The organism is Microbacterium sp. CFBP 8794 (assembly GCF_014841235.1).
Classification (GTDB): Bacteria; Actinomycetota; Actinomycetes; order Actinomycetales; family Microbacteriaceae; genus Microbacterium.
Genome location: NZ_JACYTT010000005.1, coordinates 66290 through 91260 on the forward strand (window position 1 = coordinate 66290; position 24971 = coordinate 91260).

General features: G+C 66.7%; 21 protein-coding genes and 1 tRNA gene. 16 read left to right on the top strand and 6 right to left on the bottom strand.

Annotated elements, in window-relative coordinates; translation table 11 throughout:
* Positions 1–80 precede the first annotated feature (80 nt).
* The 11 genes from tyrS (at position 81) to IFU19_RS14365 (ending at position 10827) form a co-directional block, all read left to right on the top strand.
* A complete protein-coding gene (tyrS, locus tag IFU19_RS14315; protein WP_055937169.1) occupies positions 81–1394 on the top strand; it encodes a tyrosine--tRNA ligase in 1314 nt (437 codons plus the stop codon).
* A gap of 1 nt (position 1395) precedes the next feature.
* Positions 1396–2184 carry a DUF4184 family protein gene (locus tag IFU19_RS14320; protein ID WP_192212023.1) on the top strand — a complete coding sequence of 263 codons (789 nt, stop codon included), beginning with the start codon at positions 1396–1398 and terminating at the stop codon, positions 2182–2184.
* Positions 2185–2463: 279 nt separating this feature from the next.
* Positions 2464–3366 (top strand): ParA family protein, encoded by a 903-nt coding sequence (locus tag IFU19_RS14325; RefSeq protein ID WP_082509317.1) that lies wholly within the window; start codon positions 2464–2466, stop codon positions 3364–3366.
* An 82-nt stretch (positions 3367–3448) separates the two neighbouring features.
* On the top strand, positions 3449–4276 hold the full coding sequence (locus IFU19_RS14330; protein ID WP_441004778.1) for a segregation and condensation protein A: 828 nt from the start codon (positions 3449–3451) through the stop codon (positions 4274–4276).
* Positions 4266–4925 carry an SMC-Scp complex subunit ScpB gene (gene scpB, locus IFU19_RS14335; RefSeq protein ID WP_192212025.1) on the top strand — a complete coding sequence of 220 codons (660 nt, stop codon included), beginning with the start codon at positions 4266–4268 and terminating at the stop codon, positions 4923–4925. The genes IFU19_RS14330 and scpB overlap by 11 nt, the downstream gene beginning before the upstream one ends.
* Positions 4922–5728 carry a pseudouridine synthase gene (locus IFU19_RS14340; protein WP_055835286.1) on the top strand — a complete coding sequence of 269 codons (807 nt, stop codon included), beginning with the start codon at positions 4922–4924 and terminating at the stop codon, positions 5726–5728. The genes scpB and IFU19_RS14340 overlap by 4 nt, the downstream gene beginning before the upstream one ends.
* A 54-nt stretch (positions 5729–5782) precedes the next feature.
* A complete protein-coding gene (locus IFU19_RS14345) occupies positions 5783–6916 on the top strand; it encodes a prephenate dehydrogenase (protein WP_192212026.1) in 1134 nt (377 codons plus the stop codon).
* Complete coding sequence (gene cmk / locus IFU19_RS14350; RefSeq protein WP_055937184.1) at positions 6909–7634, top strand: (d)CMP kinase; 726 nt, start codon at positions 6909–6911, stop codon at positions 7632–7634. Before IFU19_RS14345 ends, cmk begins: the two co-directional genes overlap by 8 nt.
* Complete coding sequence (gene der, locus IFU19_RS14355; RefSeq protein ID WP_055835296.1) at positions 7624–9147, top strand: ribosome biogenesis GTPase Der; 1524 nt, start codon at positions 7624–7626, stop codon at positions 9145–9147. Before cmk ends, der begins: the two co-directional genes overlap by 11 nt.
* 196 nt (positions 9148–9343) lie before the next feature.
* Complete coding sequence (locus IFU19_RS14360) at positions 9344–9790, top strand: DUF805 domain-containing protein (protein ID WP_192212027.1); 447 nt, start codon at positions 9344–9346, stop codon at positions 9788–9790.
* A 134-nt stretch (positions 9791–9924) separates the two neighbouring features.
* The gene (locus IFU19_RS14365; protein WP_192212028.1) at positions 9925–10827 is read left to right on the top strand and encodes an NUDIX domain-containing protein; all 903 of its coding nucleotides are present in this window, start codon (positions 9925–9927) and stop codon (positions 10825–10827) included.
* A 320-nt stretch (positions 10828–11147) separates the two neighbouring features.
* On the opposite strand, the gene IFU19_RS14370 is transcribed toward IFU19_RS14365, so the two are convergent.
* Both IFU19_RS14370 and IFU19_RS14375 read right to left on the bottom strand, forming a co-directional pair.
* On the bottom strand, positions 11148–11531 hold the full coding sequence (locus IFU19_RS14370) for an RNA-binding S4 domain-containing protein (RefSeq protein WP_192212029.1): 384 nt from the start codon (positions 11529–11531) through the stop codon (positions 11148–11150).
* A gap of 146 nt (positions 11532–11677) precedes the next feature.
* Entirely contained in the window at positions 11678–12256 is a 579-nt protein-coding gene (locus IFU19_RS14375; RefSeq protein WP_192212030.1) for a GNAT family N-acetyltransferase, read from the bottom strand.
* A 145-nt stretch (positions 12257–12401) separates the two neighbouring features.
* Between IFU19_RS14375 and IFU19_RS14380 the strand changes: the two genes are divergently transcribed.
* The 3 genes from IFU19_RS14380 to IFU19_RS14390 all read left to right on the top strand — a co-directional run bounded on the left by IFU19_RS14380 (position 12402) and on the right by IFU19_RS14390 (position 14556).
* A tRNA-Pro gene (locus IFU19_RS14380) sits at positions 12402–12475 on the top strand.
* 246 nt (positions 12476–12721) lie between these two features.
* Positions 12722–12913, top strand: a complete 192-nt coding sequence (locus tag IFU19_RS14385) for a DUF559 domain-containing protein (RefSeq protein WP_249405503.1) — start codon at positions 12722–12724, stop codon at positions 12911–12913.
* A gap of 476 nt (positions 12914–13389) precedes the next feature.
* Positions 13390–14556, top strand: a complete 1167-nt coding sequence (locus IFU19_RS14390) for a DNA cytosine methyltransferase (protein WP_192212031.1) — start codon at positions 13390–13392, stop codon at positions 14554–14556.
* Between the two features lie 25 nt (positions 14557–14581).
* Here the strand turns inward: IFU19_RS14390 and IFU19_RS14395 are convergent, their stop codons facing one another.
* Entirely contained in the window at positions 14582–16750 is a 2169-nt protein-coding gene (locus IFU19_RS14395) for an ATP-binding protein (protein ID WP_192212032.1), read from the bottom strand.
* Positions 16751–17054: 304 nt separating this feature from the next.
* Between IFU19_RS14395 and IFU19_RS14400 the strand changes: the two genes are divergently transcribed.
* Positions 17055–17906: an AbiV family abortive infection protein gene (locus IFU19_RS14400; RefSeq protein WP_199858808.1), complete on the top strand. Its 852-nt coding sequence runs from the start codon at positions 17055–17057 to the stop codon at positions 17904–17906.
* 250 nt (positions 17907–18156) lie between these two features.
* Here the strand turns inward: IFU19_RS14400 and IFU19_RS14405 are convergent, their stop codons facing one another.
* The 3 genes from IFU19_RS14405 to IFU19_RS16495 all read right to left on the bottom strand — a co-directional run bounded on the left by IFU19_RS14405 (position 18157) and on the right by IFU19_RS16495 (position 23453).
* Positions 18157–21864 carry a hypothetical protein gene (locus tag IFU19_RS14405; protein WP_192212033.1) on the bottom strand — a complete coding sequence of 1236 codons (3708 nt, stop codon included), beginning with the start codon at positions 21862–21864 and terminating at the stop codon, positions 18157–18159.
* A gap of 371 nt (positions 21865–22235) precedes the next feature.
* Positions 22236–22841, bottom strand: a complete 606-nt coding sequence (locus IFU19_RS14410; RefSeq protein ID WP_192212034.1) for a hypothetical protein — start codon at positions 22839–22841, stop codon at positions 22236–22238.
* A 27-nt stretch (positions 22842–22868) separates the two neighbouring features.
* Positions 22869–23453, bottom strand: coding sequence for a hypothetical protein (locus IFU19_RS16495; RefSeq protein WP_207301773.1), 585 nt, complete (start codon positions 23451–23453; stop codon positions 22869–22871).
* A 259-nt stretch (positions 23454–23712) separates the two neighbouring features.
* Between IFU19_RS16495 and IFU19_RS14415 the strand changes: the two genes are divergently transcribed.
* The gene (locus tag IFU19_RS14415; protein ID WP_192212035.1) at positions 23713–24504 is read left to right on the top strand and encodes a hypothetical protein; all 792 of its coding nucleotides are present in this window, start codon (positions 23713–23715) and stop codon (positions 24502–24504) included.
* Positions 24505–24971 lie beyond the last annotated feature (467 nt).

A 24971-nucleotide genomic window follows, 5' to 3' on the forward strand; every position in this document is an offset into this window, starting at 1 on the left:
CGCGCGGTACGCGGGGCGAGCGCGGCGGCGGCGGGGTCTCGGCATCCGGAGCCCCACGACCCCGCTGATACCCTGGGCCGGTGTCTGCACCGATCGACGCGGCGCCCGTGAGCGCCCTCACCCCCGCCAACGACCCGACCTTCGACAACGTCTGGGACGAGCTGGTCTATCGGGGGCTGATCCACGTGTCGACCGACGAGGGCGAGCTGCGCGAACTGCTCGGCGGAGACCCGATCGTGTTCTACTGCGGCTTCGACCCGACCGCGCCGAGCCTGCACCTGGGCAACCTCGTGCAGCTGCTCACGATGCGTCGCCTGCAGCTCGCCGGTCACCGCCCGCTGGGCCTCGTCGGCGGCTCCACCGGTCTGGTGGGCGACCCGCGCCCCACGGCCGAGCGCACGCTCAACACGCGCGAGACCGTCGCCGAGTGGGTCGCCAGCCTGCGGGCGCAGGTCGAGCGCTTCCTGAGCTTCGAGGGCGACAGCGCCGCCCGCATCGTCAACAATCTCGACTGGACGGCGCCGCTGAGCGCCATCGACTTCCTGCGCGAGATCGGCAAGTACTTCCGCGTCGGCACGATGCTCAAGAAAGACGCGGTGAGCGCGCGCCTGAACTCCGAGGCGGGCATCAGCTACACCGAGTTCAGCTACCAGATCCTGCAGGGGCTCGACTACCTCGAGCTGTACCGCGCCTACGGCTGCGTGCTGCAGACCGGCGGCAGCGACCAGTGGGGAAACCTCACCAGCGGCACCGACCTGGTGCGTCGCGCCGAGGGCGCCTCGGTGCACGCGATCGGCACGCCGCTGATCACCAACAGCGACGGCACGAAGTTCGGCAAGAGCGAGGGCAACGCCATCTGGCTGGATGCCGAGATGTGCAGCCCGTGGGCGATGTACCAGTTCTGGCTCAACACCGACGACCGCGACGTGCTCGAGCGCCTCAAGGTGTTCACGTTCCTCACGCGCGCCGAGATCGAGGAGTACGCCGCCCAGGTGGAGGCCGAGCCCTTCCGGCGCGCGGCGCAGAAGCGTCTCGCCCGCGAGGTCGTCACGACCGTGCACGGCGCCGAGGCGACCGAGGCCGTCATCGCCGCCACCGAGGCCCTGTTCGGTCAGGGTGACGTGACGGCCCTCGACGCCGCCGTGCTGCGCACCGCCCTCGAGGAGCTGCCGCACGCGACCGTCGCCCGGGGCACGACCGTGGTCGAGGCGCTCACCGCCACCGAGCTGTCGGGCAGCCTCAGCGAGGCCCGCCGCGCGATCGCTCAGGGCGGGGTGTCGCTCGACGGCCAGAAGGTGACCTCCGACGACGCCGTCGTCGAGGGGACGCTCCCGGGTGGAGTGTCGGTGCTGCGCCGCGGCAAGAAGACGCTCGCCGGCCTGTTCCTCGACTGACATGCCGTTCACGGTCAGTCACGCCGTCGTCGCGCTGCCGTTCCTGCGCACACCGCTCGTGCCGGCGGCCATCGCGATCGGCGCGATGACGCCCGACCTTCCGCTGTTCCTGCGCGGGATCGTGCCCCCGTACGCGGTGACGCACGATCTCGCGTGGCTACCGGTGACGGTGGTCATGGCGTTCGTGCTGCTGCTGGTGTGGAGGTGCGTCCTGCGCCCCGCGACGCGGGAGCTGACTCCCCGCGTCGTCGCGGACCGTCTTCCCGACGGGTGGGATGCCGGGGCTCGCGCCGCCGCCCGCGAGACGCTGAGCGGGGGAGTGCGCGGCATCGTGTGGCTCGTGCTCTCGCTCACGATCGGTGTGGTCACGCACGTCGTCTGGGACTTCTTCACGCACGAGGGACGGGCGGGCGAGGCGCTGCTGCCCGTGCTGGAGCAGCAGTGGGGGCCGCTGCTCGGCGTGAAGTGGCTGCAGTACGGCTCGGGGGTGTTCGGGCTGGCGGGTCTTGCGGCGTTCGGGCTGTGGTGGTGGTCGCGGCGCGCGGCGACGCCCGTGCGCCGCGTGCTTCCGGATGCCGTGCGCGTCGCGTGGTGGCTGTCGCTGCCGGCCGCCCTGGTCGTCGCGTCCATCGTTGCGCTCGCTGTCGCGGGCGGCTTCGACGCGGGCTACACCCCGACCCACCTCATCTACGGTGTGCTGGTGAAGGTCGCCGCCGCCTGGGGAGCGGCGACGCTGGTGCTCGCGCTCGCCGTACAGGCCCGCGGCGCCGCGATGCGTCGCAGCCGCTGACCCGCGCCCGGCGGCCCCGGACCCGCGCGCCCGGCACCGACCGGCGCCGAGACCGCATGCGATTGTCGAGGCCGCACGGCTTCGACGCCCATCCCGTGCGTCCTCGTCAATCGCGTGCGTCTTCGGCGGCTTCGCCCGCGTCCGGCGGCACGCCCCCCGCCCGACGGTCGCCCCCTGCGGCCCGCCCGGCGGCCTCCCAGCGGTCTCGGCACCGACCGGGCCGGCGTCCGGCGCGTGCACCGGGCGGGGGAGCGGGCGGCGGTTAGACTCGGGGGCGTTATGACGAAGGCGGGAGACTCGGTGTCGGCGAGCACGAAGGGCAAGAAGACGGTCGCGGACGAGGTCATCCTCGGACCCACCGGTCGCCCCTACCAAGGGTTCCCCACTCCGGCCGCCCTCGACAGCCACGGTCCGGCGCGCATCATCGCGCTGTGCAACCAGAAGGGTGGCGTCGGTAAGACGACCACCACCATCAACCTGGCCGCCGCCCTCGCGGGGTACGGGCGCCGCGTGCTCGCCATCGACTTCGACCCCCAGGGTGCGCTGTCGGCGGGTCTCGGCATCCAGACCCACGACGTGCCGACCATCTACGACCTGCTGCTCGACACCAAGCGCGACCCGCGCGAGGTCATCGTGGCGACGCGCGTCGAGGGCCTCGACATCCTGCCGGCCAACATCGACCTGTCGGCGGCCGAGGTGCACCTCGTCAACGAGGTCGCCCGCGAGACGATTCTGGCGCGCGTGCTGCGCAAGGTCGCGGCCGACTACGACGTCATCCTCATCGACTGCCAGCCCTCGCTCGGCCTGCTGACCGTCAACGCGCTGACCGCGGCGCACGGCGTGCTGATCCCGCTCGAGTGCGAGTTCTTCGCCCTGCGCGGCGTCGCACTGCTGGTCGAGACGATCGACAAGGTGCGCGACCGTCTCAACCCGGCGATCGAGCTCGACGGCGTGCTGGCGACGATGTACGACCCCCGCACGCTGCACTCGCGCGAGGTGCTCGAGCGTGTGGTCGAGGCGTTCGGCAACGATGTGCTCGAGACGGTCATCGGCCGCACGGTCAAGTTCCCCGACGCCTCGGTGTCGGGCATGCCGATCACGGAGTTCGCGCCCGAGCACGCCGCAGCCCAGGCCTACCTGCGGTTGGCGCGGGAACTGGTCGCCCGTGGCGCCGTCGCCTGACGACACCGCCTCCGCCGCGCCGCATGACGGCGCCCCCGCCGCGACGCTCGATGCTCCGGCCTCGGACTCCCGGCCGGCGTCGGTGCCCGAGCCCGCGCCGGTGACCGAGCCCGCCTCGGCCCCCGAGCCCGCGGGCTTCCGCGTCACCCTTCCCGATTTCGACGGTCCCTTCGACCTGCTGCTCACGCTCATTTCGCGGGCCGAGCTCGACATCACCGAGGTCGCCCTCAGCCGCGTGACCGACGAGTTCATCGCCTACCTGCGCGCGATGGGACCCGACGGCGATCTCGATGAGGCGTCGGAGTTCCTGGTGGTCGCCGTGACCCTGCTCGACATGAAGATCGCGGGTCTGCTGCCGCAGGGCGAGCTGGTGGATGCCGAGTCCGTGGCGCTGTTGGAGGCACGCGACCTGCTGTTCGCCCGCCTGCTGCAGTACCGGGCGTTCAAAGAGGTGTCGGCGTGGTTCGCCCGCTGTCTGCAGCGTGAGGACCGCCGTCATACGCGCGCCGTGCGCCTCGACGAGAAGTACCGCAGCGCCGTGCCGGAGCTGAAGTGGACGCTGAACGCCGCGGACTTCGCGGCGCTGGCGGTCGTGGCGCTCGCGCCGAAGCAGATCCCCACCGTCGGCCTCGATCACCTGCACGCCCCGCTCGTGAGCATCCGCGAGCAGGCCGCCATCGTCGTGACCCTGCTGCGCTCCGCCGGTACCCTGAACTTCCGCGACCTCGTGGCCGGGGTCACCGAGACCGGGGTCGTCGTGGCACGCTTCCTGTCGATCCTCGAGCTGTACCGCCACGCCGCCCTGTCGTTCGAGCAGTTCGAACCCCTGGGAGAATTGACGCTGCGCTGGACCGCCGAACGGTGGTCGGAAGAGAACCTCGCCGCCCTCGGAGCCGACTATGACCGTTGATCCCCCCGCCGTCGCCGTCGACGCCGCGGCGACCCCCGTCGACGCCGTCGCGGCCGCGGAGCAACCGGCGCCCGTCGCCCGCCCGACCGATCCGGCATCCGTCGCCCGTCGCCTCGAGGCGATCCTGCTCGTGCTCGACGAGCCGCAGAGCCTCGTGAGTCTGGCCGCCGCGGTCGCCGCTCCCGTGCCCGCGGTGCGCCAGGCCGTCGCGGGCCTCGTCGCCGACTACGACGGAGAGACCGGCGGACCCGTGCGCGGCTTCGAACTGCGCGAGGTCGGCGGGGGATGGCGGTTGTATGTGCGCGAGGAGTACGACGACGTCGTCGGCGAGTTCGTCAACACCCAGGCGCCCTCGCGCCTGTCGCAGGCGGCGCTCGAGACCCTGGCCGTCATCGCGTACAAGCAGCCCGTCACGCGCGGGCAGGTGGCATCCATCCGCGCGGTGAACGTCGACTCGGTCGTTCGCACCCTGCTGTCGCGGGGGCTGATCGCCGAGGTCTTCACCGACCCCGACACGGGCGCCATCCACTACGGGACCACCGACCAGCTGCTGGTCAACCTCGGCATCAACTCGCTCGACGAGCTGCCGCACATCTCGCCGTTGCTCGACGACGGCGCCGACGGATTCGACGGAGAGGTACTGAAATGAGCGACGCTTCGACAGGCGCAGCGACCGGGGGCGCGGGCTCCGCGAGCGACGAGGGCATCCGCCTGCAGAAGGTGCTCGCCAACGCGGGCGTGGCCTCGCGGCGCGTGGCCGAGAACATGATCGTCGAGGGCCGCGTGCGCGTGAACGGCGAGACCGTCACCGAGCTGGGCTCGCGCATCCACCCCGAGACCGACCTCGTCGACGTCGACGGCGTCGCCATCCAGCTCGACGAGTCCAAGCGCTACGTGGTGCTGAACAAGCCGACCGGTGTCGTCAGTTCGATGAACGACGACCGCGGTCGCCCCGACCTGCGGGAGTGGGCCGACGAGTGGGAGGAACGCCTCTACAACGTCGGACGACTGGATGCCGACACGAGCGGCCTGCTCGTGCTGACCAACGACGGCGACCTCGCCCACGTGCTCGCCCACCCCTCGTTCGGGGTGACGAAGGTGTACATCGCCAAGGTCGAGGGGCTCGTCACGCCGCAGACCATCGCGAAGCTGACCCGGGGCGTCGACCTCGAGGACGGGCGGATCGCCGCCGACAAGGCACGCCTGCTCGACGCGTCGCGGGGCGAGAGCCTGGTCGAGCTCACGCTGCACTCGGGGAAGAACCGCATCGTGCGGCGCATGATGGACGAGGTCGGACACCCGGTCATCGAACTCGTGCGGCGGCAGTTCGGTCCCCTCCACCTGGGAACTCTCCCGGTGGGCAAGGCACGCGAGTTGACTACAGTAGAACGAGGCGCCCTTCTCACGCTGTCTCGTCGAGACGGCGACACCTCGGCCGATCCGGCTGAGTGACGTGCGGCGCGTCTCGCGGCGCGAGCGGCGCCGCCCAGGGCAGCAGGAGACCCGATGACCGAACCGAAGGAAACGTCCGCGCGCGCGGCCGGGCCTTTGGCGACCCGCACGAGCGGCACCGTCCGCATCGTCGGCTCGGGGCTCCTCGGCGCGAGCATCGGTCACGCGCTCACGGCACGCGGCGTCGACGTCGTGCTCGTCGACGCGTCTCCGTCGCAGCTGCGTCTGGCCATCGACTACGGCGCCGGCCGCGCCGAGCGCGCCGATGACGCGCCCTCGCTCGTCGTCGTCGCCACGCCTCCCGACGTCGTCGCCGACGTCGTGCAGCGCGAGCTCGCGGCGTTCCCCGCTGCCGTGATCACCGACGTCGCGAGCGTGAAGCTCGAGCCGCTGCGCACCCTGCGCGAGCGCGGCGTCGACCTCACGCACTACATCGGCTCGCACCCCATGGCCGGGCGCGAGCGCGGGGGAGCCATCTCGGCCCGCGCCGACATCTTCGTGGGGCGTCCGTGGGTGGTCTGCCGCGACGGCGAGACCTCGGCCCACGACCTGTCGCTCGTCGAAGGGCTCGCGCTCGACCTCGGCGCGACGCTCATCGAGATGACGCCCGAAGAGCACGACGAGTCCGTCGCGCTCATGTCGCACGTGCCGCAGCTGGTGGCGAGCCTGCTCGCCGGGCGCTTCATCGAGGCCCCCGACGGCTCGCTGCGGCTCGCGGGCCAGGGCGTGCGCGACACGACACGCATCGCGGCGTCGGCCCCCGAGCTGTGGGTGCAGATCCTCGGCGCGAACGCCGCCCCCGTGGTCGAGGTGCTCGATCAGCTCGCCGCCGACCTCGGTGACGTCGCCGACGCCCTGCGCGACCCCGACGTACCGGGAGCCCGCCGCACGGTCGCCGACACGATCCGCCGCGGCAACGAGGGCGTCGAACGCCTGCCCGGCAAGCACGGCCAGAACCGCCGTTTCGATACTTTCGTCGTCATGGTCGACGACACCTCCGGCCAGCTGGGTCGCCTGTTCGGCGAACTCGGTGACCTCGACGTCAACGTCGAAGACCTACGCCTCGAGCACTCGCCCGGTGCCCCCTTCGGCTTGGCCGAGATCAGCGTCGTCCCCGACGCGGTCCGCCGTGCCGTCGACGGACTCCAGCAGCGCGGATGGCGGATTGCGAGCACCACCCATGACTGATTCCACCCCCTCGCTGACCACGACGCCCGCGGGAGCAGCAGCTCCCGTCGTCGTGGCCGTCGACGGCCCGGCCGGCAGCGGGAAGTCGAGCGTGTCGAAGGCCGCCGCGACCCGCCTCGGGTACGGCTTCCTCGACACCGGCGCCGCCTACCGCGCGCTCGCCTGGCACGCGCTGCAGCACGGGATCGACACCTCCGACGCCACGGCCGTGGTCGAGGTGTTCGGCGACTTCGACTACGCGATCTCGCTCGACGCGTCCGACCGCTGGGTGCGCGTCGGTGGCACCGACGTGACCGCCGCGATCCGCGAACCCCGCGTGACCGACGCCGTCAGCGGCGTCGCGCGGGTGGCCACCGTGCGGCACGCGGTGAACGAGCTGTTCCGCCGGCTTGTGGCATCCGCGGGTCTTCGCGGCGTCGTCGTCGAAGGCCGCGACATCACCACGGTCGTGTTCCCCGACGCGCCCGTGCGCATTCTTCTGACCGCGGCGCCCGAGGTGCGCGCCGCGCGTCGCAGCGCCGAGCTGACAGGGCACGACGCCGCCAAGGTCGCCGCAGCTCTGCACCAGCGCGACGCCGCAGATTCCACGGTCGTCGACTTCCTCACCGCCGCCCCCGGCGTGCAGGTCGTCGATTCGACCCACCTCGATTTCGAACAGACCGTCGACGCCGTGCTGAGCGTCGTCGACTCCACGATGGGAGCCCGCGATGGGCGTTGAAGACGAGTACGAAGGCGGGCCCGACCAGCTCGCCGAAAAGATGGAGCAGCTCGACGAGGTGCTCGCCGAACAGCGGGCCGAAGCGTTGCGCGCGGGACTCGAGGACTTCGACCTCGACGAAGAGGATGCCGCGCTGCTCGCGGGCCTCGCGTCGGGCGAAGGAGCCATCGAGTTCCTGCCGGCGCTGCCGGTCGTCGCGATCGTCGGCCGGCCGAACGTCGGCAAGTCGGCGTTGGTGAACCGCATCCTCGGGCGCCGTGAGGCGGTCGTCGAGGACACCCCCGGTGTCACCCGCGACCGCGTCACCTACAAGGCCGAGTGGCTCGACCGGCGGTTCTCGCTCGTCGACACCGGCGGCTGGGAGCCCGACGCGCGCGGTATCGACCGTTCGGTGGCCGCGCAAGCCGAGGTCGCGATCGACCTCGCCGACATCGTGCTGTTCGTGGTGGATGCCACGGTGGGGGCGACCTCGACCGACGAGCACGTCGTGAAGCTGCTGCGCAAGAGCGGCAAGCCGGTGTTCCTCATCGCGAACAAGGTCGACGACGCCCGCCACGAGCCCGAGGCCGCCGCCCTCTGGAACCTCGGCCTGGGCGAGCCGCACCCCGTCTCGGCCATCCACGGCCGCGGCGTGGCCGACCTGCTCGACGAGATCATGAAGGTGCTTCCCGAGGTCTCGGCCGTGGCACGGTACGAGATCGGCGGCCCGCGTCGCGTCGCGATCCTGGGACGCCCCAACGTCGGCAAGTCGTCGCTGCTCAACAAGGCGGCGGGCGAAGAGCGCGTCGTCGTCAACGAGCTGGCCGGCACCACCCGCGACCCCGTCGACGAGGTCGTCGAGCTCGGCGGCAAGCTCTGGACGCTGGTCGACACCGCCGGCATCCGTCGTCGTGTGCACCTTCAGCAGGGTGCCGACTTCTACGCGTCGCTGCGCACCTCGACGGCGCTGGAGAAGTCGGAGGTCGCGGTCGTCGTGATCGACGTCTCGCAGCCGATCAGCGTGCAGGACCTGAACATCATCGACCTGGTGCTCGAGTCGGGTCGCGCGCTCGTGCTGGCGTTCAACAAGTGGGACCGCCTGAACGACGACGACATGGAGAACCAGGATCGTCGTCGGTACCTCGAGCGCGAGATCGAGCAGGACCTCGCGCACGTCGCGTGGGCCCCGCGCGTGAACATCTCGGCCCGCACCGGCCGCCACCTCGACAAGCTGGTGCCGGCGCTCGAGACGGCGCTGGAATCGTGGGACACCCGCATTCCGACCGGCAAGTTCAACGCGTTCCTGTCGGAGCTCGTGGCCGAGCACCCGCACCCGCTGCGCGGCGGCAAGCAGCCCCGCATCCTGTTCGGCACCCAGGCGGCGACGCGTCCGCCGACATTCGTGCTGTTCACGACCGGGTTCCTCGACCCGGGCTACCGCCGCTTCATCCAGCGTCGTCTGCGCGAGATCTACGGCTTCGACGGCACCCCGATCGTGCTGAACATGCGTATCCGCGAGAAGCGCCAGCGCTGACGCGCGTGTCGAATGCCCCGGTCCCCGCGAGGGATCGGGGCATTCGGCGTCTGCGGGCGTGGTTCTGGCGAAGGGGACCGGCGTACAGCACACATGCGTCGTGTGCACAGCCAACACTCAGGTTCGATAAGGTTCATTCGCGGCGGTGCAATACCCGCCCGCACCGTCGTGATCGAAACTTCAGCCTGGGGGAACCATGAGCAATTCCACGATCGAGCCGCCTCTGGCTCAGCCGTACTACGGCGCGCCGATCGGCGCCGCCGTCAAGCGCTTCTTCAAGAAGTACGCCACCTTCTCGGGTCGCGCCAGCCGCAGCGAGTACTGGTGGTGGGTGCTGGTCATGTTCATCGTCGGCGGCGTCCTGAACGTGCTCGCCGCGGCCACCGGCGGCGTGGGCACGGTCGACGAATACGGAATGATGGCCACTCCCTCGGGCGTCGGCCTCGTCTTCTACATCGTCTACATCATCTGGTCGCTCGCGACGATCGTGCCGTACCTGGCCCTGGTCGTGCGTCGCCTGCACGACTCCGACAAGAGCGGCTTCTGGATCTTCATCGGTCTGGTTCCGCTGGTCGGTGGCATCGTGCTCTTCGTGTTCATGCTGATGGGCCCGAAGCCCGAGGGTGCGCGCTTCGACCGCTGATCCTCGCTCTCATCGCGCCCCGGTTCCCTCGTGGAGCCGGGGCGCGTGGCGTTTGCGGAGGAACGCCGGCCGATGACGGCGCCGTATGACGACCGAGGGTCCACGCGCGGCCGGGGTGTGTCAGGCTGGGGAGGATGACGATCCAGCCTCCCGCCCCGGGCGAACCGCGGCGCCCGCATGGGCCCCGCGACCCCGGCGATGCCTGGGTGGTCGCCCCGACGGGCGAGAAGTACTGGGGTCGTTTCGGTGCGGCGGGTCTGCTTGCGCTCGATCCGCGGCGGGGCGTGCTGCTGCAGCACCGGGTCTCGTGGAGTCACTTCGGCGACACCTGGGCTCTGCCCGGGGGTGCGCGCCACGAGAACGAATCGGCCCTCGACGGCGCCCTGCGCGAGTCGGGCGAAGAGGCCGGAGTGCCGGCGGATGCCGTGCGGGCGCGTTTCGAGAGCGTCCTCGACCTCGGGATCTGGTCGTACTCGACCCTCGTCGCCGACGTCACGGTGCCGTTCGAGCCCGTGATCAGCGACCCCGAGAGCGTGGCCCTCGAGTGGGTCGCCGTCGACCGGGTCGACTCTCTGCCCCTGCATCCGGGCTTCGCCTCGGCATGGCCCGCGCTGCGCACCGCGCTGTCGACCCGCCCCGCGGTGGTCGTCGACGTCGCCAACGTCGTCGGGTCGGTGCCCGACGGCTGGTGGAAGGATCGCGCGGGAGCCGCGTCGCGACTGCTCGCACGTGTTTCGGCGAGGGCTGTGGCGGGAATGGATGCCGACACCCTCGGCCTCTCGGCGACGCGCTGGTTCCCGCCGGTCACCGCGGTGCTGGAGGGTCAGGCGCGCTCCGCCACCGTCGACGAGGCGGGGGTTTCGGTGCGCATCGCCGAGGGTTCCGGAGACGATGAGATCGTCGCCGTCACCCGCGAGCTGGTCGCGCTGCATAGCCCGGTGATCGTCGTGACGAGCGATCGGGGCCTCGCCGCGCGGGTGCAGGAGCTCGGCGCTGTCGTGCAGGGCACGCGGTGGTTGCTGGAGCAGTTGGACTGAGCTCACGCGCGTGCGTCGGGCTCGTTCGCCGGCGCTGCGGGGTTTTCGCGGCTCGGCGCACGGTCACTGATGCGCGTAACCTCCGTGCGATTCAGGCGTGGGTGGCTGAAGTTGTGCGCATCGCGGAGGTTGTGCGCGGGGTGCGACCGCCGGGTCGTGTGTGTGGCTGGTTCGGTGCGGCGCGGCGGTGGGGTCGTGGCGCGGCGCACGCTCAGCGATGCGCGCAACCTCTGTGCGATTCAGGCGTGGGTGGCTGAGGTTGTGCGCACCGCGGAGGTTGTGCGCGGGGTTGCGGCCGCCGGGTCGTGGCGGCTGATGCCTCACTCGCCGTCTCGGCCGCGCAGCTTCTCGATGTCGCGGCGATCACGCTTGGTCGGCCGACCGGCTCCCCGGTCGCGGACGGGAACGAACGGCACGCTCTCGCGCGGGGGCGGTGGGGGAGTGCGGTCATCGACCGACTCAGCGACGAGGGCTGCTCCTACGCGCTTGGCGATCGTCTTCTTCACCACCAGGATGCGCTCGAAGCCCTGAATGCGCACCCGCAACTCATCGCCCGGACGCACGGGCTGCGCGGCCTTGGCCCGGTCGCCGTTGACGCGCACGTGGCCCGCGCGGCAGGCGGTCGTCGCGGCCGACCGGGTCTTATAGACGCGCACCGCCCACAGCCACGCGTCGACGCGGGCGCTGGTGGGGGCGTCGGTCATGTCAGGTCTCTCGTCGGGGGAACTCCCATCGTAAGTGGGGTGCTGCGGGTGGGCGTCTCGGGCGCCGTTACCGACACGGGTCGGTGCTGCTGGCGTACGGCGCGGGGGCTCATACGGGCACGGGCACGGGCATGGGCGCGCGCGGGTCAGTCCCGCAGGGTGAGCGAGACGAGCGCGCGGTCGGGCTTCGGCCGGTCGACGACGGTGAACCCCGCGTCTTCGAACACCGACACCGTGCCGCGGAAGAGCTGGTTCGACGAGCGCTTCGCCGCTTTCGGGTCGAGGGGATACCCCTCGACCACCCGGGCGCCGGCTTCTCGGGCGGTGGAGATCGCGGCATCCAGCAGCTTCGCCGCAAGGCCCCGCCCGCGGTGCTGCGTGCGCACGACGAAGCACGAGACCGCCCAGACATCATCGGCGTGGAGGCTCTCGGCGGTCGACGAGGTCACATCCCGAGTGCGCAGTAGACGGGGCTGCGCGACACGGGGGCCGACGCGCACCCATCCCGCGGGCTCGCCGTCGACGTAGGCGATGAGGCCCGGCGGGCGGGGACCGTCGAGCTCGGCGCGGAACAGGTCGGTGCGCTGATCGACGGAGGCTTCCTTCCAGGGGCCGTTCGGCAGCAGCCACCACTGGCATTGGCACTCGGGGCCGTCGCCGCTGTCGAGTGCCGTCTCGGCGTCGTCGAAGCGGTCGCCGGTCGCGGGGAGGATCTCGATGGTCATGACGCGACCGTAGCGAGGGGCTCCGACATCGACAATCCTTCGCGCGCAAGAACGGGCCGCCGAGCCCCACACGCCCGGGGCGTGCGCTGGTTCGCGGCGGGGTCGGGGAGGGGCTAACATAGGGGAGTTGCCCGCTCGCGGGTAACGGGATGTGGCGCAGCTTGGTAGCGCACCTGACTGGGGGTCAGGGGGTCGCAGGTTCAAATCCTGTCATCCCGACGAAAAAGCCCTGATGAGAAGCTATTTTCATCGGGGTCTTCGTCATGTCCGGCGACGGTTTTTGTTGGTCCTCCTCTGGACCCCTGGCTGAGGCGAGGGCGTGTGCGCCGAGGGCCCGGACGGCGAACTTGAGGCCCTCGTCCAGAGCCGGGCCTCCGTCGGACGGCGGACCTGCTGTTTACCCGGGTCCGCGTCGCTGTATTCATCGACGGCTGCTATTGGCACGGCTGCCCCGAGCACTTCTCGATGCCAGCGACGAACCTCGAATATTGGAGCACGAAGATCGGCCGGAACCAGGCTCGTGATCTGGAGACGACGACCCTGCTTGAGGCCCGCGGGTGGCTCGTGCTGCGGTTCTGGGAGCATGAGCCGCCGGCCACTGTCGCGGAGCACATCGCGGAGCAGGTGCGCGCGCGCCGCGCGGGCGTCAGCGCCTGATCGCCGGGAGGCTGCCGATTCAGTCGTCGGTGACGGTCTGGGGTCGGGAGCGTGCGGGATCGGATCGATGGCTGCTCGCCACGACGCGTCCCGCCGTGTGGTGCCGGCCGGACGCGTATCGCGTGCACAGGCCAGGCCACAGTCGACGATGCAGACGATGCAGACGATGCAGACGATGCAGACGGTGCGGATGTGCAGGTCGGGGGCCGCTCCGCCCATAGTTGCTGCTCCGATTGGCCAGCGCTTCCGCGTGGGGCGCTAGCGCAGAGCACACGGTGACCGGACGCTTCGACCGCGCGCACAAGGAAGCTGGTCGCTGCCATTGTTTTGATCGCTTCATACGTGGAGGCGCGCCCGGCGTTGGCGTGGAGCGCACGCACCGCCAGACCAGAAAGTAGGCTTAGACCCGAACGCTCTGAGCCTCAGGGCGATGCGCCAGATGACCTACTGCGAACACCCCTTGGAGGAAGCTAGAGATGATGGCTGAGGACTCGCCACGCGCATGGCGTGCTGCCGAGTTCTTCGCCGGTATCGGTCTCGCCCGGCTAGGGATGTCCAAAGCCGGAATCGACGTCGTGTGGTCTAACGATATAGCGCCCACGAAGCATGCGATGTTCAAGCGAAACTTCGGAACCTCCGAAGACCATACGTTCCTCGTTGAGGATCTGGGCAAGGTGGCTCGTGAGAAACTTCCAGAAAACACAGACATAGCCTGGGCGTCGTTCCCCTGTACAGACCTTTCGGTCGCCGGCGGGCGTGCTGGACTTCACCGTGGAATCGCAAGCTCCACTTTCTGGCACTTCATCAAGGCGTTGAGCAAACTAGGTTCCGCACGTCCACCGGTCATAGCATTGGAGAACGTCACAGCATTCGCGACGAGCCACTCGGGGCAGGACATCGCGAGCGCGATCCGATCGCTCAACGGGCTTGGGTACTCGGTGGATGTCCTAAGCATCGACGCCCGCCGTTTCGTCCCTCAATCGCGGCCGCGACTGTTCCTCATCGGCACCAGTGCGCCCGTCGCGACTGTGACTGAACCAAGTCCATTGCGTCCGGACTGGTTGGCCCCGATCTTCGATGACCCCGCCCTCGTGACCCACAAGATGCGCGTGCCGGAGCCGCCGCCGCTCCTCGCAGACGGGCTCGTCGCATACCTGGAGACACTGAGCGAGGACGATCCGCGTTGGTGGTCGACCGAGCGTGTCGACGCCTTTGTCGGCTCGTTGTCTGACCTGCAGTCCGAGAGGTTCAATACGCTTCGGGACGGGAAGACGGATACTGCGCGCACCGCATACCGTCGAATGCGCCAAGGAACACCACGCTGGGAACTGCGTTCCGACGGCATTGCCGGTTGTCTGCGCACGTCTAGCGGCGGCTCGTCGAAGCAGGCGGTCGTCTTCCTCGGGCGTGGTGACGTCCGTATCCGGTGGATGACTCCACGCGAGTACGCATCACTTATGGGCGCCCCGGAATACCTGATCGACGGCGTGAAAGAACATCACGCATACTCCGGTTTCGGAGATGCGGTCTGCGCGCCCGTCGTGGAGTGGCTTTCGGCAAACTATCTCGTTCCGTTGCTAGCCAGCATGGAAGTGGACGTGATTCCTGACGAAACTCGGCAACTCGAGTCCGTCGCCAGCTAGTTTTACTAGCTGGCGGACGCGGCGTTCAGGGAGCCGGTTGATTCTCTAGTAGCGCGCGCAGCTGAGTGTTCTCGACCTCGAGTTCCTTTATCCGCTTTGCTTCATTCGACGGTGCGAAGTACTGCTCCAGATAGCCGGCAAGCTCTCCCTGGACTACTGCTTCCCAATGCTCGACGATGGCGGGATCGTAGTAGTCCTGCGGCGTCTTGCTTTCTTTAGCCATCTCGACGGCGGTGGGGAATTCCGCGCTAGTGAAAGAGGGGATGGACTGCTCGCCTGCGATGTCTCGCCCGCGATTCAGGTGGGCGATCATTGGGTTGAGAACTCCGTCGACTAGGTAGTTGTGAACCTCCGGTGTCAACTCGATCGTGTTGTTCGCACCGAGGAGAACCGCCTCACCCCTCCCGTTGGTCAGCCATCCTGGGATGGTGCCATACTCGACGTTCAGCTTCAGGTACTCGCTGACGGACCGGGTCGCCCATCCCGCTCCTCCTTCGAAAAGACAGAACTGGCTCGCGAGGAAGTTCTTGCTCGTCATATAGAAGATCAGTGTGTTGTCATCTGTGATGTTGCGCTTGACCACTTCGCTCAACGCCTGTGCGTCGAGCAACACATCTGTCGCCCCTGTCCGGGAAGTGAAGAAGATCTCTTCCTGCTTCGCGCCGCGTGCCCGAAGGAGCTCATCGATGAACACAGCGAACGCCCGATCCGTCCTGGCATGGGATATGAACACCCGGTACGACTGCTTCGGTGTCACGTCGCCCTGGATCTTGTTCGTGATCACCATCTGTAGTTCGTCTCTGGTGCTCTGCGGTATCTCCTCGTGCTGCTCCAGATCCGCATGAAGCTGTTCGGCGAAGTGCCGCTTGCTCGCCGTCTCGCGGCGTTCCTTCTCTCTGCCGACTTCGGTGGATATGAGGCTCGCCAGCTTGTTGCGTTCCTGGATCAAGTAGCGAACCAGCGGCCGAACGAGTGCGCGCAGCAACGTTACGCGCTTGTCTGTCTCGTCGAAGTCCTGCCGATTTGACGTAGCGATGTCAGGAAGAGAATCCTCGTCAAGGAGATCGAACGTAATCTCACCTTCGATGTAGTTGACGTAGGTTCCGGTTAGCCCGAGCTGGGAGAGCAGGTGATCGCTTGCCAGCTTTCCGCGCACGTAGACACGGAGCTGGGCCGGATTGTAGTACCTGTTCTTCGTAAAGCGTGCGTCGTTGGCCTGGGCGGAATCGTTGTCGATAGTCGCATGAACACCGATCCAACCGGTGAGTCTGTAGTGAACGCCTAGGTAGGTGCGATTTTCAGGATCGACGTCGTCCGCGATTTCGGCCCAGGCCTCGTCCTGTTCCGGCTCTGCGCGCATAAGAGAACGCCGAGGCGTGTGCGTGTAGATGTCGCCGGGCAGTCCCTTCGCGGGGATCTGTAAATCCTGCGCCGAGGACGCGAGTTCCACTGGCTGTAGAGAGGAGTCGGGAAAGTTCATCACGACCTCGGCGAGATTGCCGAACGCGATGCTCTTCCCAACTGGCTCGTACGCGGGCTCCGACTGAGCGCTGGACGTCTGGACCCAGAGCAATATTCGGGGCGTCGCGCTCACTGGCAGAAGGAACTGGTTTGCGAGGCGAGTCCCGAGCGCGTTGACAGCCTGGGTTCCATACCCAGTGAGATCAACACTGAGCATCGTGAGTCGTGTACCGGTATCGAGTCTGGCCCACATCGTGTCGTTTGGGGTCGAGTACGTCGCATCTACGGCTACAAGGCTGGGGTGCGCATCGAGGTCTACCTCGGCCTCACGTGCGTCCAGCTCCCACGACGAGGCTCCTTCCACGTGCCTCGTCGACAGATAGAAGTGCGGTGAGAGAAATAGAGCGGCAAGCTTGCCGATCCCCTTGCGGCCCTTGGGGGTGGCATCGGCGATATTGTTGTGGCTCTCGGCCTTGCGCTTGTCGTAGCCGACCTTGACATACGTGTCGATGTCATGGCGGGACATGCCGCCGCCGTTGTCGATGACCTCTACAATGGCGTTCGACTTGTCTCGGGCATCCACGTAGACATAGACCTCAGTGGCGCCCGCGTCGAGCCCATTTGCGACGAGCTCTGACAGCGCGCTCCACGGGTTCGAGTACAGACCCCGCCCGAGCAGCTTCAAAGCGAGCCAGCTGAACGTGAACGACGCTTCGTCATTGACTGCCGCCACCTGGCATCCTCCTCACGGTCTACTGGGCGCGGATCGCCCGCGTTTCCAAGGTACACGCGCCCTGGTCAGGAGCTGAGGTGACTCGGCGTGGCCAATGAGTGCCGGACGAGTTGCTTCGCCCCGCAGCCCCTTGACACGGTCAATTGGGACAAGGCCCCGTGTCACGTGACCGGTTGGCCTGCATGTTCCGGCGGCGGACGACGCCCGCGACTCGCTGGCACTCATCATCCTTAAGGCTACGCACCGGCGGGCTCGACGAGCCCGTCGGCGCGAGAAGCACGATCCTCGCTGGCAGACTTGAGCCGTGGCAGTTCGAAGGCTCCCAGACCTCAGCCCCGTGCAAGTGGTGAGGTTGCAAGACGCGTTGCTCGCGAACGCCAACACGCTGCTCACATCTGCTCTGGCTCTCCTCGACGTCGGACACGGTGCTCTCGCACGATCCCTTGCGATCTTGGGCCTCGAAGAGTCGGGCAAGGCCATTGCCGTTCATGAGCGCCGCGTCGAGATGTGCCATATCGCAGACGGAGAGCCGTTTAGGTGCGATCGGTTGGATGAACTGTGGGGGAGTCATGAGAAGAAGCTGGAGGCTGTTCACCGCTTCCTCGTGGAGGAGAGGTACTGGTTCGGCGTGGAGCCCTCCGATCCCGGCGAGAACGCTGCGTATCTTGGCACGATTAGGTCGTGGGCACGTCGCCATGACCGATCGAAGCAGCGCGGCTTTTACGTTGGTCTTAGCAAGACTGGCGAGGTCATGGCTCCGTCAGATGTATCCGACGATGCTGACATGCGCGAGGTAATCGCGCGCGTTCATCAGATTGGCTGGCAGCTTCGTCTTGGCGAGCACATCGAAGGCAAGAAGCAGGACGAGAAGGCAGCGGGGCTCCCGCCTCTGAACGACGACGATCTAGCCTGGCTCGCTCTCGATGAGAGCGAAGAGCTGGACGACGTTGTCAAAGAGTTCCGCGCGGACCTGCAGCGATCCTTGAGGGAGGGTGTACCGGGCGAGTCTCTGCCGAACTCGGCCTACCGTTTCAATCCTCCGGACGCCGACCGAAGTCCCTTCCGAAACGTGGGCAAGCCCGGTTATGAGGCCGAGACCCGCGAACTGATGCGGCTGGCTCGCGACCTTCGTCAGGAGGACGACGAACAAGCGTGACTCGGCGCCTAGGCTCGTGACCTTTGGGGGACCGGGGACCAGAACCATGCAAACCATGCAGCTCGTGACATGCTCTGCGTGATCTGACGCCCGGAACCACGCGGAATCTGACCCTGTCGAAACCGTCTGGACGCCTGGGGGATTGTGCGGCGAGGAGTGGAGCGCTGCGAGCATGACGAAGTCGCTGTAGGACTGGCCAAACTCTCCGTAGGATTTCAGCGGTCTGCAGATGCGTCGGGCGCCGCGGTGGTCAGTGGAGGCCACGCCTAAAGCGCTCGGCGTCATCCTCATTGCGCCGTGCGTCGCTGTCGTACGAAGCGGCGACTCGCCGGAATAGAGCGGCCGTTCTAGGCGCGGTGTCAGCGAGTGCCTCTGCTTTGGCTCGGTAGTCGGTGGAAAGTTGGAATTCTTGACCCCCACCGTCTTCCAGGCCACGGCTTGTGATGCCGCGACTGTTCACGACGTGCAGGTAGAGCCCCGTTTCGATGTGCTCGAGCTGCACGTCTTCTAGAAGGTCCCGCACAACGACGCCCGGCCATGTGCCGTCCGGGTCCGGCGGGGTGTGCCCAAGAACCTGTCCGAACTGTTGCAGGCCGACTTCTGTCCGATCACGTTCTGTCAGGAGCTCCATCGCCCTGTCGAGCCAGGATCGAAGCACTTCGGCATCCATGGAGCCGTCTACGAGCCCGGGCGGCGAATCCCATGCATTGAGCAGGCGATAGGCGTTGGACGCCATTGATGCGTCGTGTTGTTCGTCGTCAGCCTGGCCCTCAACTCCCTCCTCGTCCTCCGCCCCTGGTCGAGCACGAAACACGAGACAGACCATTCCGACGAACCCGGACGGGTCAGCAGCCAAACTCTCGGACAGCGCTGGGATCTTCGCGTCATAGCCAAGCGCAGGAAGGTACGCCCACTGGAGGCGGACAAGATCGCCGGGCTCAAGATGGTCGCGCATGGCTTCGAGGTAAGCGAAAAGCCGTTGGAAGTCGTATGTCCGCAAGCCGCGCGCGGCGGCAGATTGGGCCTGATCCGCCAACAGTCCGTCGAGCGCTCGCACGATGAGCTTCGCGCCCTCCGGGCGTGGCCCATCCTTCTCCCTGCGGGAGTACATGCTCATAAGGTGCAGGACGTCGGCATGGCGGCCGACACGGATCAATCGGTCGGCGACTTCGTCAAGCTTGTCGAAGTCGTGACCCAATCCGAGCGGCTGAAATGCCATCCAGTAACGAGTCTCAAGTTCCTGATCCGCAGCCGCTATTGCCCACACTTCCGTGAGGTCTTCTCGTGCAACCAGGAGAAGCCGGGCCCTCTGCTCGATAGTGAGGTCGTCCCGTGCGAGGAGGCCCGTGATCAGGTCGAACCCCTCGAGCGCGTAGCGGGCCGAGAAGTACGACATTGCGGTCTCGGCGAGATCGTCTGGGCCCTCGATCGCCAACCAGCCGAGGAGTTCCGAGTCATACGATGATCCGAGGTGCGCAAGGGAGATGCCGACGGCTCCGTGCACGGTCGCATCGCGTGCCAACTTGGTGATGGCGTCGAACCTGCCTTCGGCCTCGATCTCCTTGATCGCTTCCACGCGCAGGCGCCCAAGCTCGCGTTCAAAGCCTTCGTAGTCATCCAATCGCCGAGCGCCAATGTGCGGTGTGTATGACTGGAACAGTCCGACTAGTCGGAGATAAGCAGACTCGGGCTGATACCGAGCCGCTAGCGACTCGAGCTTGGCCAGCTCCTCTTCTGGCAGTGACCAAGCGGCATCCGTGAACTCTCGATGACGCCCAATGAGGTCGATCAGCGATCGCCACACTGAATATCTGAAGTCAGACGCGAGATCAGCCTGATCGGCGATCGAATCGAGTGCCGCAACGACACGCTCCCGATCCGCTGGCGCCATGGCTGACGTACGATCGAGGATCGTTGCCCACCGCTCAGCATCTGCACCTGCGTCCTCGATGCAGCGCTCAACTGCCGCAGTAGTCATCTTCCATATCTCGCCATATGTAACGGACTGCTTGTTCGGCCTCCACGTCCGGAAGACGGGCGCGCTGATCGGAAAGTGAACCCCGCTATGGCCCTCGGGAAGCATGCTGCACTCCAACTTCCACGCGGCGTCAGGATGCCGACGGCGCAACGAGTCGAGCACCGCAATGCGTCGGTCGGGATCGACAGACGCGTCCGGATGCCACGGTCGGTAGATCGCAGCTAGCGACGCGGCCGGGCGGTTCGACATTCGGCCGCCAGGATCGATCTCGTCGAGACGCCCAAGGAGAGCGACCGCGCGCCCGAAGTAGTCGGGGCACCACGACAGACACTCAAGAGCCCACAGCAGATTGGTGTGAGGAGTGCCGCCAGAGAAGAGGCCGGACTCATCAGTGCTGTCTTGGAACATCGTCGCCAACAACGGCTCCTCGCCCGTAGCCGCTACGCTCACAGCATCGAGAAACGCCTCTGGCCCAGCCTCAGCTAGCAGCGGCAAGATGTCGGCGAGTGATTGCCAGGCACGTCCTGTGGGGTCTGCCGATGCCCACTCCAGCAGCTTCCGGACCAGATAATTGGCGACCCCTGCACCCGATGCTCCACCCGACCAGGTCACGGTCCCGCCGTACACACCCAACAGGGCCAGTGACTGAGCGAGGCCTCGACGGAGATCGCCTGAATAGCGTCGGGTCTTACCGTCGATCGATGCCCGCCAACGCTGGTCCCGCGGCAGATCAAGGGCCGGGTCCCCCTCCGCCAAGACCATCTCAACAACACTCTCGAATCGCTGCATGTCGTCGTACGTCAGCTTTGACACCAACAGCATCCACGCATCTACGGCTGAGACGAGATGCCATGCGCCATCGGTCCGGATCGCCAGGGGATCGGTGGGATTATCGACGATCCCTGTAATCGAATCCCTAAACGTCTCGTAGTCGACCCCGGTCAACGCCTCGATCATCGAACGATCGCCTGCTGCGTTGTCTCCCCATGAGCCGGCCAAGAGGATCGATCGGAAGTGCCGTGAGGGAGTTGTGTCAGCCCACACCGGTCGATGGAGTGCGGCCTGGATGGCGATGTTTCGACGCAAGGCTGTCAAGCTGCGACGTCCGAGTCTGCCGAGCCTGTCGGCCCTTTCGCTGTCCGCGATGCCGGCGGCCTTCAGCGCGTCTGCCAACACGGACGGGTCCAACGGCGGAAGTATGACGTCCGCGCCTTCCTCGGCGACGACCGGCACGCAGAAACTGTGGACCGTTCCGGTCGGAATCTCCCTCGCCAGTTCGGGCGTGCGAGGGACCAAGACGAGCGGTTGAGATGATGCGGCCAACTGCCTCCAAGTGGATATGTCGTCAACGAATGCAAGCCGAGCAAGCATCTGTCCCTTGCCCTGCTCGTCGCGATCCACGGCGACCGCAGCAACGAAGGCGCAGACCTCTTCCAATGACGCGCCGGCCACCGAGGTAATCGAACCGGACGTCGCCGCTCGGTCTTCAAGCTCCTGTGCTGCATCCGTTCGGCCCGCGAGCACGGCTCCCGAGGTCAATGCCGGATTCGTTTGCGCCGCCCAATCACGCCACCACGTCAATCCGGTTCGGAGCCCGCGCGGCGAGAGACCTAGTTCCTCGGAAAACCATGCCCACGTGATTGGCGCTGCTTCGAGCCACATCTCAATGTCATCTAGGCCCAGTGCCCTAACGTCCCTCCAGACTTTGTCGCCACGTTTACCCCTCGCCCAAGATGCGCGGGCAGTCCACGGCCGCAAGATCACTTCCACGTAAGTGCAGTCTCCGGTGGCGGTGCCATCCGGGGTGGCGGCGCGCTTGACGTAGTCCTCATCCGCCTTCTTGTTTGGGCTTGAGTTGACTGACAACTCCCAGACGGAGAGGCCTTCAGGAACCCACGCGGTGGCATCCGTTGTGCGGATAGAACCATCCCAATCGCCCGCCGCGACGCCCTCGCCAGCGGGCATACCGAGTTCCAGCACCCCCGGGGTGGTCTCGAGGACGAGACGCCGCGCCAGTCGCGGGAACTCGGACTGCGCTGAGCGCGTGTCTGCCCAGTTCTGCAGCTTGCTGCGATCGACGTATCCAGGTCGAGTCAACGTTGGCCCGACCGTTCAAGTTCAACTGAATCCATACAATCAGGCTACTTGGCCTTGAGGGCCGGGCCCAGGCGCTGGGGAGCCTGATCGTTCCTATCGCTCAGGAGGCTACGGTTGGCTGGCGGCCGTGAGATGCGGCAACCACGTGCGCATAGCGCCCATCCTGATAGACCTGCGTCGGGTACGGGGAATGCCCTGAGTAGCCGTGTGGTAGATCTGAGGTTTGTGTCAGGTCCGTTAGCTGATCGCATCGCTCAAGCACCGCGCAGCTCATCCCACCAGTTCAGGAGCGAGCCACGAGCGATGTGCTCGAACGTCGAGAGCAACATCGGGGCTTCTTTCGCGTCCCAGATACCGCCTTGCCCGCCACTGTTGAGGCCCCACGGCACCTCCTGGATAGTGCCGTTCTCCTCGGAGCGAGGACGCTCAAGCATTGGCAGGGGGAACGGCTTTCCTGCATGAAGAGCAGTCGAACGATGGCCGTAGATGAGCCTCGCGTGTTGAGCCATGTCATCCCATTCCAGCTTGCCGTGGGGCGGACGGAGAGCTGGAGGTTCCGGTGCACATGCGACTAGGAAATCGACGAACTTCCTTGTTGCTCGAATTTGAGGCGCGACCAGCCAGGCAACCTGGGCGCGGGCAGTGTCACCTGCGGTTGTAAGTGCTGACCAGAGCTCAGGCCATAGGGCTTGAACCAGGCTCTCAGGCGCAGTCTGAACTTGCTGCCGGTGGTTCGCGGCGATCTCCACCGCGGTCACCAGCTGAAGCCAAGCCTGGTTCTGATCCTCATTGGACCACCACAATCCTGTGGCATACGCACGAGCGGCACGCACCAGTTCGATCTGAGCTGTCTCCTCCATACTGCAAAACGAATCCAGGCGGCTGAGCTATCCGAGATCAGCAGGCCTGCTGGTTGCAGCTGGGACGAACTCGTATCCGGGACGACCAGGATGCGCGAGGGGCGCCACTTCCAAGTAGATGGGCGAATGCTCTTCACCGTCTCGGTGAATACCGGAGAGTTGGCTGGTTCCTGCTACCCGGAGACGTACGCCGAGTTCCAACGACGCGAGTGCAGCGACCTCGTCGCCGGCGGTGCCACCGTGGTAGGCAGCGGAATCGGCTGGCGCTAGTGCGCGATCAATGATGGTCTCCGGGATGAGATTCGCGTGGACACTGGTGTGCAGCCTCACTGCCGGTCTGACCGCAGGCACGGCGGAGGGTAGGCCCCTGCCGATGATCGTGGTCAGCGTGTACGGACCGTGGGTCGACGGGCCACCGACGAAGTGTCGGTCCGAGTAGAGCTCGTCGTCTGCGTTCTCACTTTCCGGGAGCCCTTCGTTGAATGCGTTCCAGTTCCGCCAAGCGTCGGTTCCCATGCCGATAGCATCTCGGCTAAGCCTCGTGTGGATAGCCCTCCGGCCAAGCAGAAGCGGCAGGGCCTCGAAGTTCTCGGCGTTCCGGTCGGCGGGCATTGCTGTTGGCATAGAGTCGCGGGCGAACGAGGGATGCTGGATTGCACGAGGTTGGTCGGCGCCATCCTCTAGAATGCGAGAGTCGCCTACTGGCGATGACCTTGGACGAAGCGTCGCAGCTCGTCCGAGGACGCAACTCCTGAGGCTGCCATCATCGAGGCGGTACGAGGTGTCCCTGCTCCCCTCGCGGGAGCACTCAGGTCTTCCCCGGGGTGCCGGCATAGCCGGTGCCCCGGGTCCTCATTAGGAGGCAGGTTTCGTGACCACGATCGTCGCGTGGGCCGGCGTTGACCAGCGCAAAGTCTCCTCCATCTACATTGCCAGCGACAGTCGCATCACCTGGGGCGACTCACACCTCTGGAACCAAGGACGTAAGACATTCGCGGCTCCAGGAACGCCGCACATCTTCGGATATTGGGGAGACGTGCTGTTCCCGGCGCTCGCACTACCGACCGTCATCGACGAACTTGCCGTAGGCACCATCCGGCCTCGCCGGGCGGCCTTCGGCGGTATCGCGAGCAGCATCCGGCGCCTCTGGACGGACTACCCGAGGCAAGAGCAGCGGGACTTCGGAATCGTGATGGCAATACGGAGACGAGAGGGAATGGACTCGGTCTTCGAACTAGCCATCATGACCTTCGAAGCTGCTACCGCCACGTGGAACCTGAGAGAGGTCGAGATGCCGCGCGCCTCGGCACGGCTCCATGTTGCAGGGAGCGGCGCTCACGAGGTCCGCAACGCAGAACGCCTATGGGAGGAGAGCCTTCAGGGCGGAACTAGCCGAGCCATCTACAGTGCCTTCACCGAGGCCCTGGCACAGGGTGCGGACCCATACTCAGGCGGCGGGCCGCAACTAGTTGGATTGCATCGCATCGGTCCTGGCATCCGCTTCGGCACCGTTTACGGCGGTAAGCGGTACCTTGCTGGCGCTCGTGTAACTCAGGCAGCCGCACGTACCGCAAACGTGAAGTGGTTCAACGAGTTGTTTGAGCGGGCTGATGGCGCCCGTGGTCGACGCCTGCCACAAGCTCAACGTCATACCCCTCGTTGACCTGAGCGCCCGATCCCTCTGTAGAAGATGCCGCTTGCTACGCACACCTTCACGTTCATGACGAGTCGAATGGCAGGCATTGGGGGACCAGAAGGAGACCAGAATCATGCAAACCATGCATCTCGTGATGTCCTCTGCATTATCTGAGTCCCGGAATCATGCGGACTTCGGCTCTGGCGGGGGCATCTGGACGCCTGGGGGTCAAGGGGTCGCAGGTTCAAATCCTGTCATCCCGACAGATAAGCCCCGGTGGATCGCAAGATCTGCCGGGGCTTCGTCGTTCCCGGAGCCGCCCAGGGCTGTCTAGACACGGCGCGACATCAGCTGCGGCAGCGCCCAAGCCAGGAACACCGCGCCCGTCCGCTTGCTCTCCCGCGCCCCGACGACGAGCCGGGAAGCGTACCCGCCGTCGCCCGCGATGGCGAGGGGGGAGCGGCGCTCCCCGATGCTGCGGACACTTCGAGGAC

Bases quoted from the DNA above. Each gene is read 5' to 3' on its own strand.
- IFU19_RS14320 (WP_192212023.1), top strand. From the start codon at position 1,396: ATGCCGTTCACGGTCAGTCACGCCGTCGTCGCGCTGCCGTTCCTGCGC.
- cmk (WP_055937184.1), top strand. From the start codon at position 6,909: ATGACTGATTCCACCCCCTCGCTGACCACGACGCCCGCGGGAGCAGCA.
- IFU19_RS14390 (WP_192212031.1), top strand. From the start codon at position 13,390: ATGATGGCTGAGGACTCGCCACGCGCATGGCGTGCTGCCGAGTTCTTC.
- IFU19_RS14410 (WP_192212034.1), bottom strand. From the start codon at position 22,841: ATGGAGGAGACAGCTCAGATCGAACTGGTGCGTGCCGCTCGTGCGTAT.
- scpB (WP_192212025.1), top strand. From the start codon at position 4,266: ATGACCGTTGATCCCCCCGCCGTCGCCGTCGACGCCGCGGCGACCCCC.
- IFU19_RS14340 (WP_055835286.1), top strand. From the start codon at position 4,922: ATGAGCGACGCTTCGACAGGCGCAGCGACCGGGGGCGCGGGCTCCGCG.
- IFU19_RS14365 (WP_192212028.1), top strand. From the start codon at position 9,925: ATGACGATCCAGCCTCCCGCCCCGGGCGAACCGCGGCGCCCGCATGGG.
- IFU19_RS14325 (WP_082509317.1), top strand. From the start codon at position 2,464: ATGACGAAGGCGGGAGACTCGGTGTCGGCGAGCACGAAGGGCAAGAAG.
- IFU19_RS16495 (WP_207301773.1), bottom strand. From the start codon at position 23,453: ATGCCCGCCGACCGGAACGCCGAGAACTTCGAGGCCCTGCCGCTTCTG.
- IFU19_RS14385 (WP_249405503.1), top strand. From the start codon at position 12,722: ATGCCAGCGACGAACCTCGAATATTGGAGCACGAAGATCGGCCGGAAC.
- IFU19_RS14375 (WP_192212030.1), bottom strand. From the start codon at position 12,256: ATGACCATCGAGATCCTCCCCGCGACCGGCGACCGCTTCGACGACGCC.
- IFU19_RS14345 (WP_192212026.1), top strand. From the start codon at position 5,783: ATGACCGAACCGAAGGAAACGTCCGCGCGCGCGGCCGGGCCTTTGGCG.
- IFU19_RS14360 (WP_192212027.1), top strand. From the start codon at position 9,344: ATGAGCAATTCCACGATCGAGCCGCCTCTGGCTCAGCCGTACTACGGC.
- der (WP_055835296.1), top strand. From the start codon at position 7,624: ATGGGCGTTGAAGACGAGTACGAAGGCGGGCCCGACCAGCTCGCCGAA.
- IFU19_RS14370 (WP_192212029.1), bottom strand. From the start codon at position 11,531: ATGACCGACGCCCCCACCAGCGCCCGCGTCGACGCGTGGCTGTGGGCG.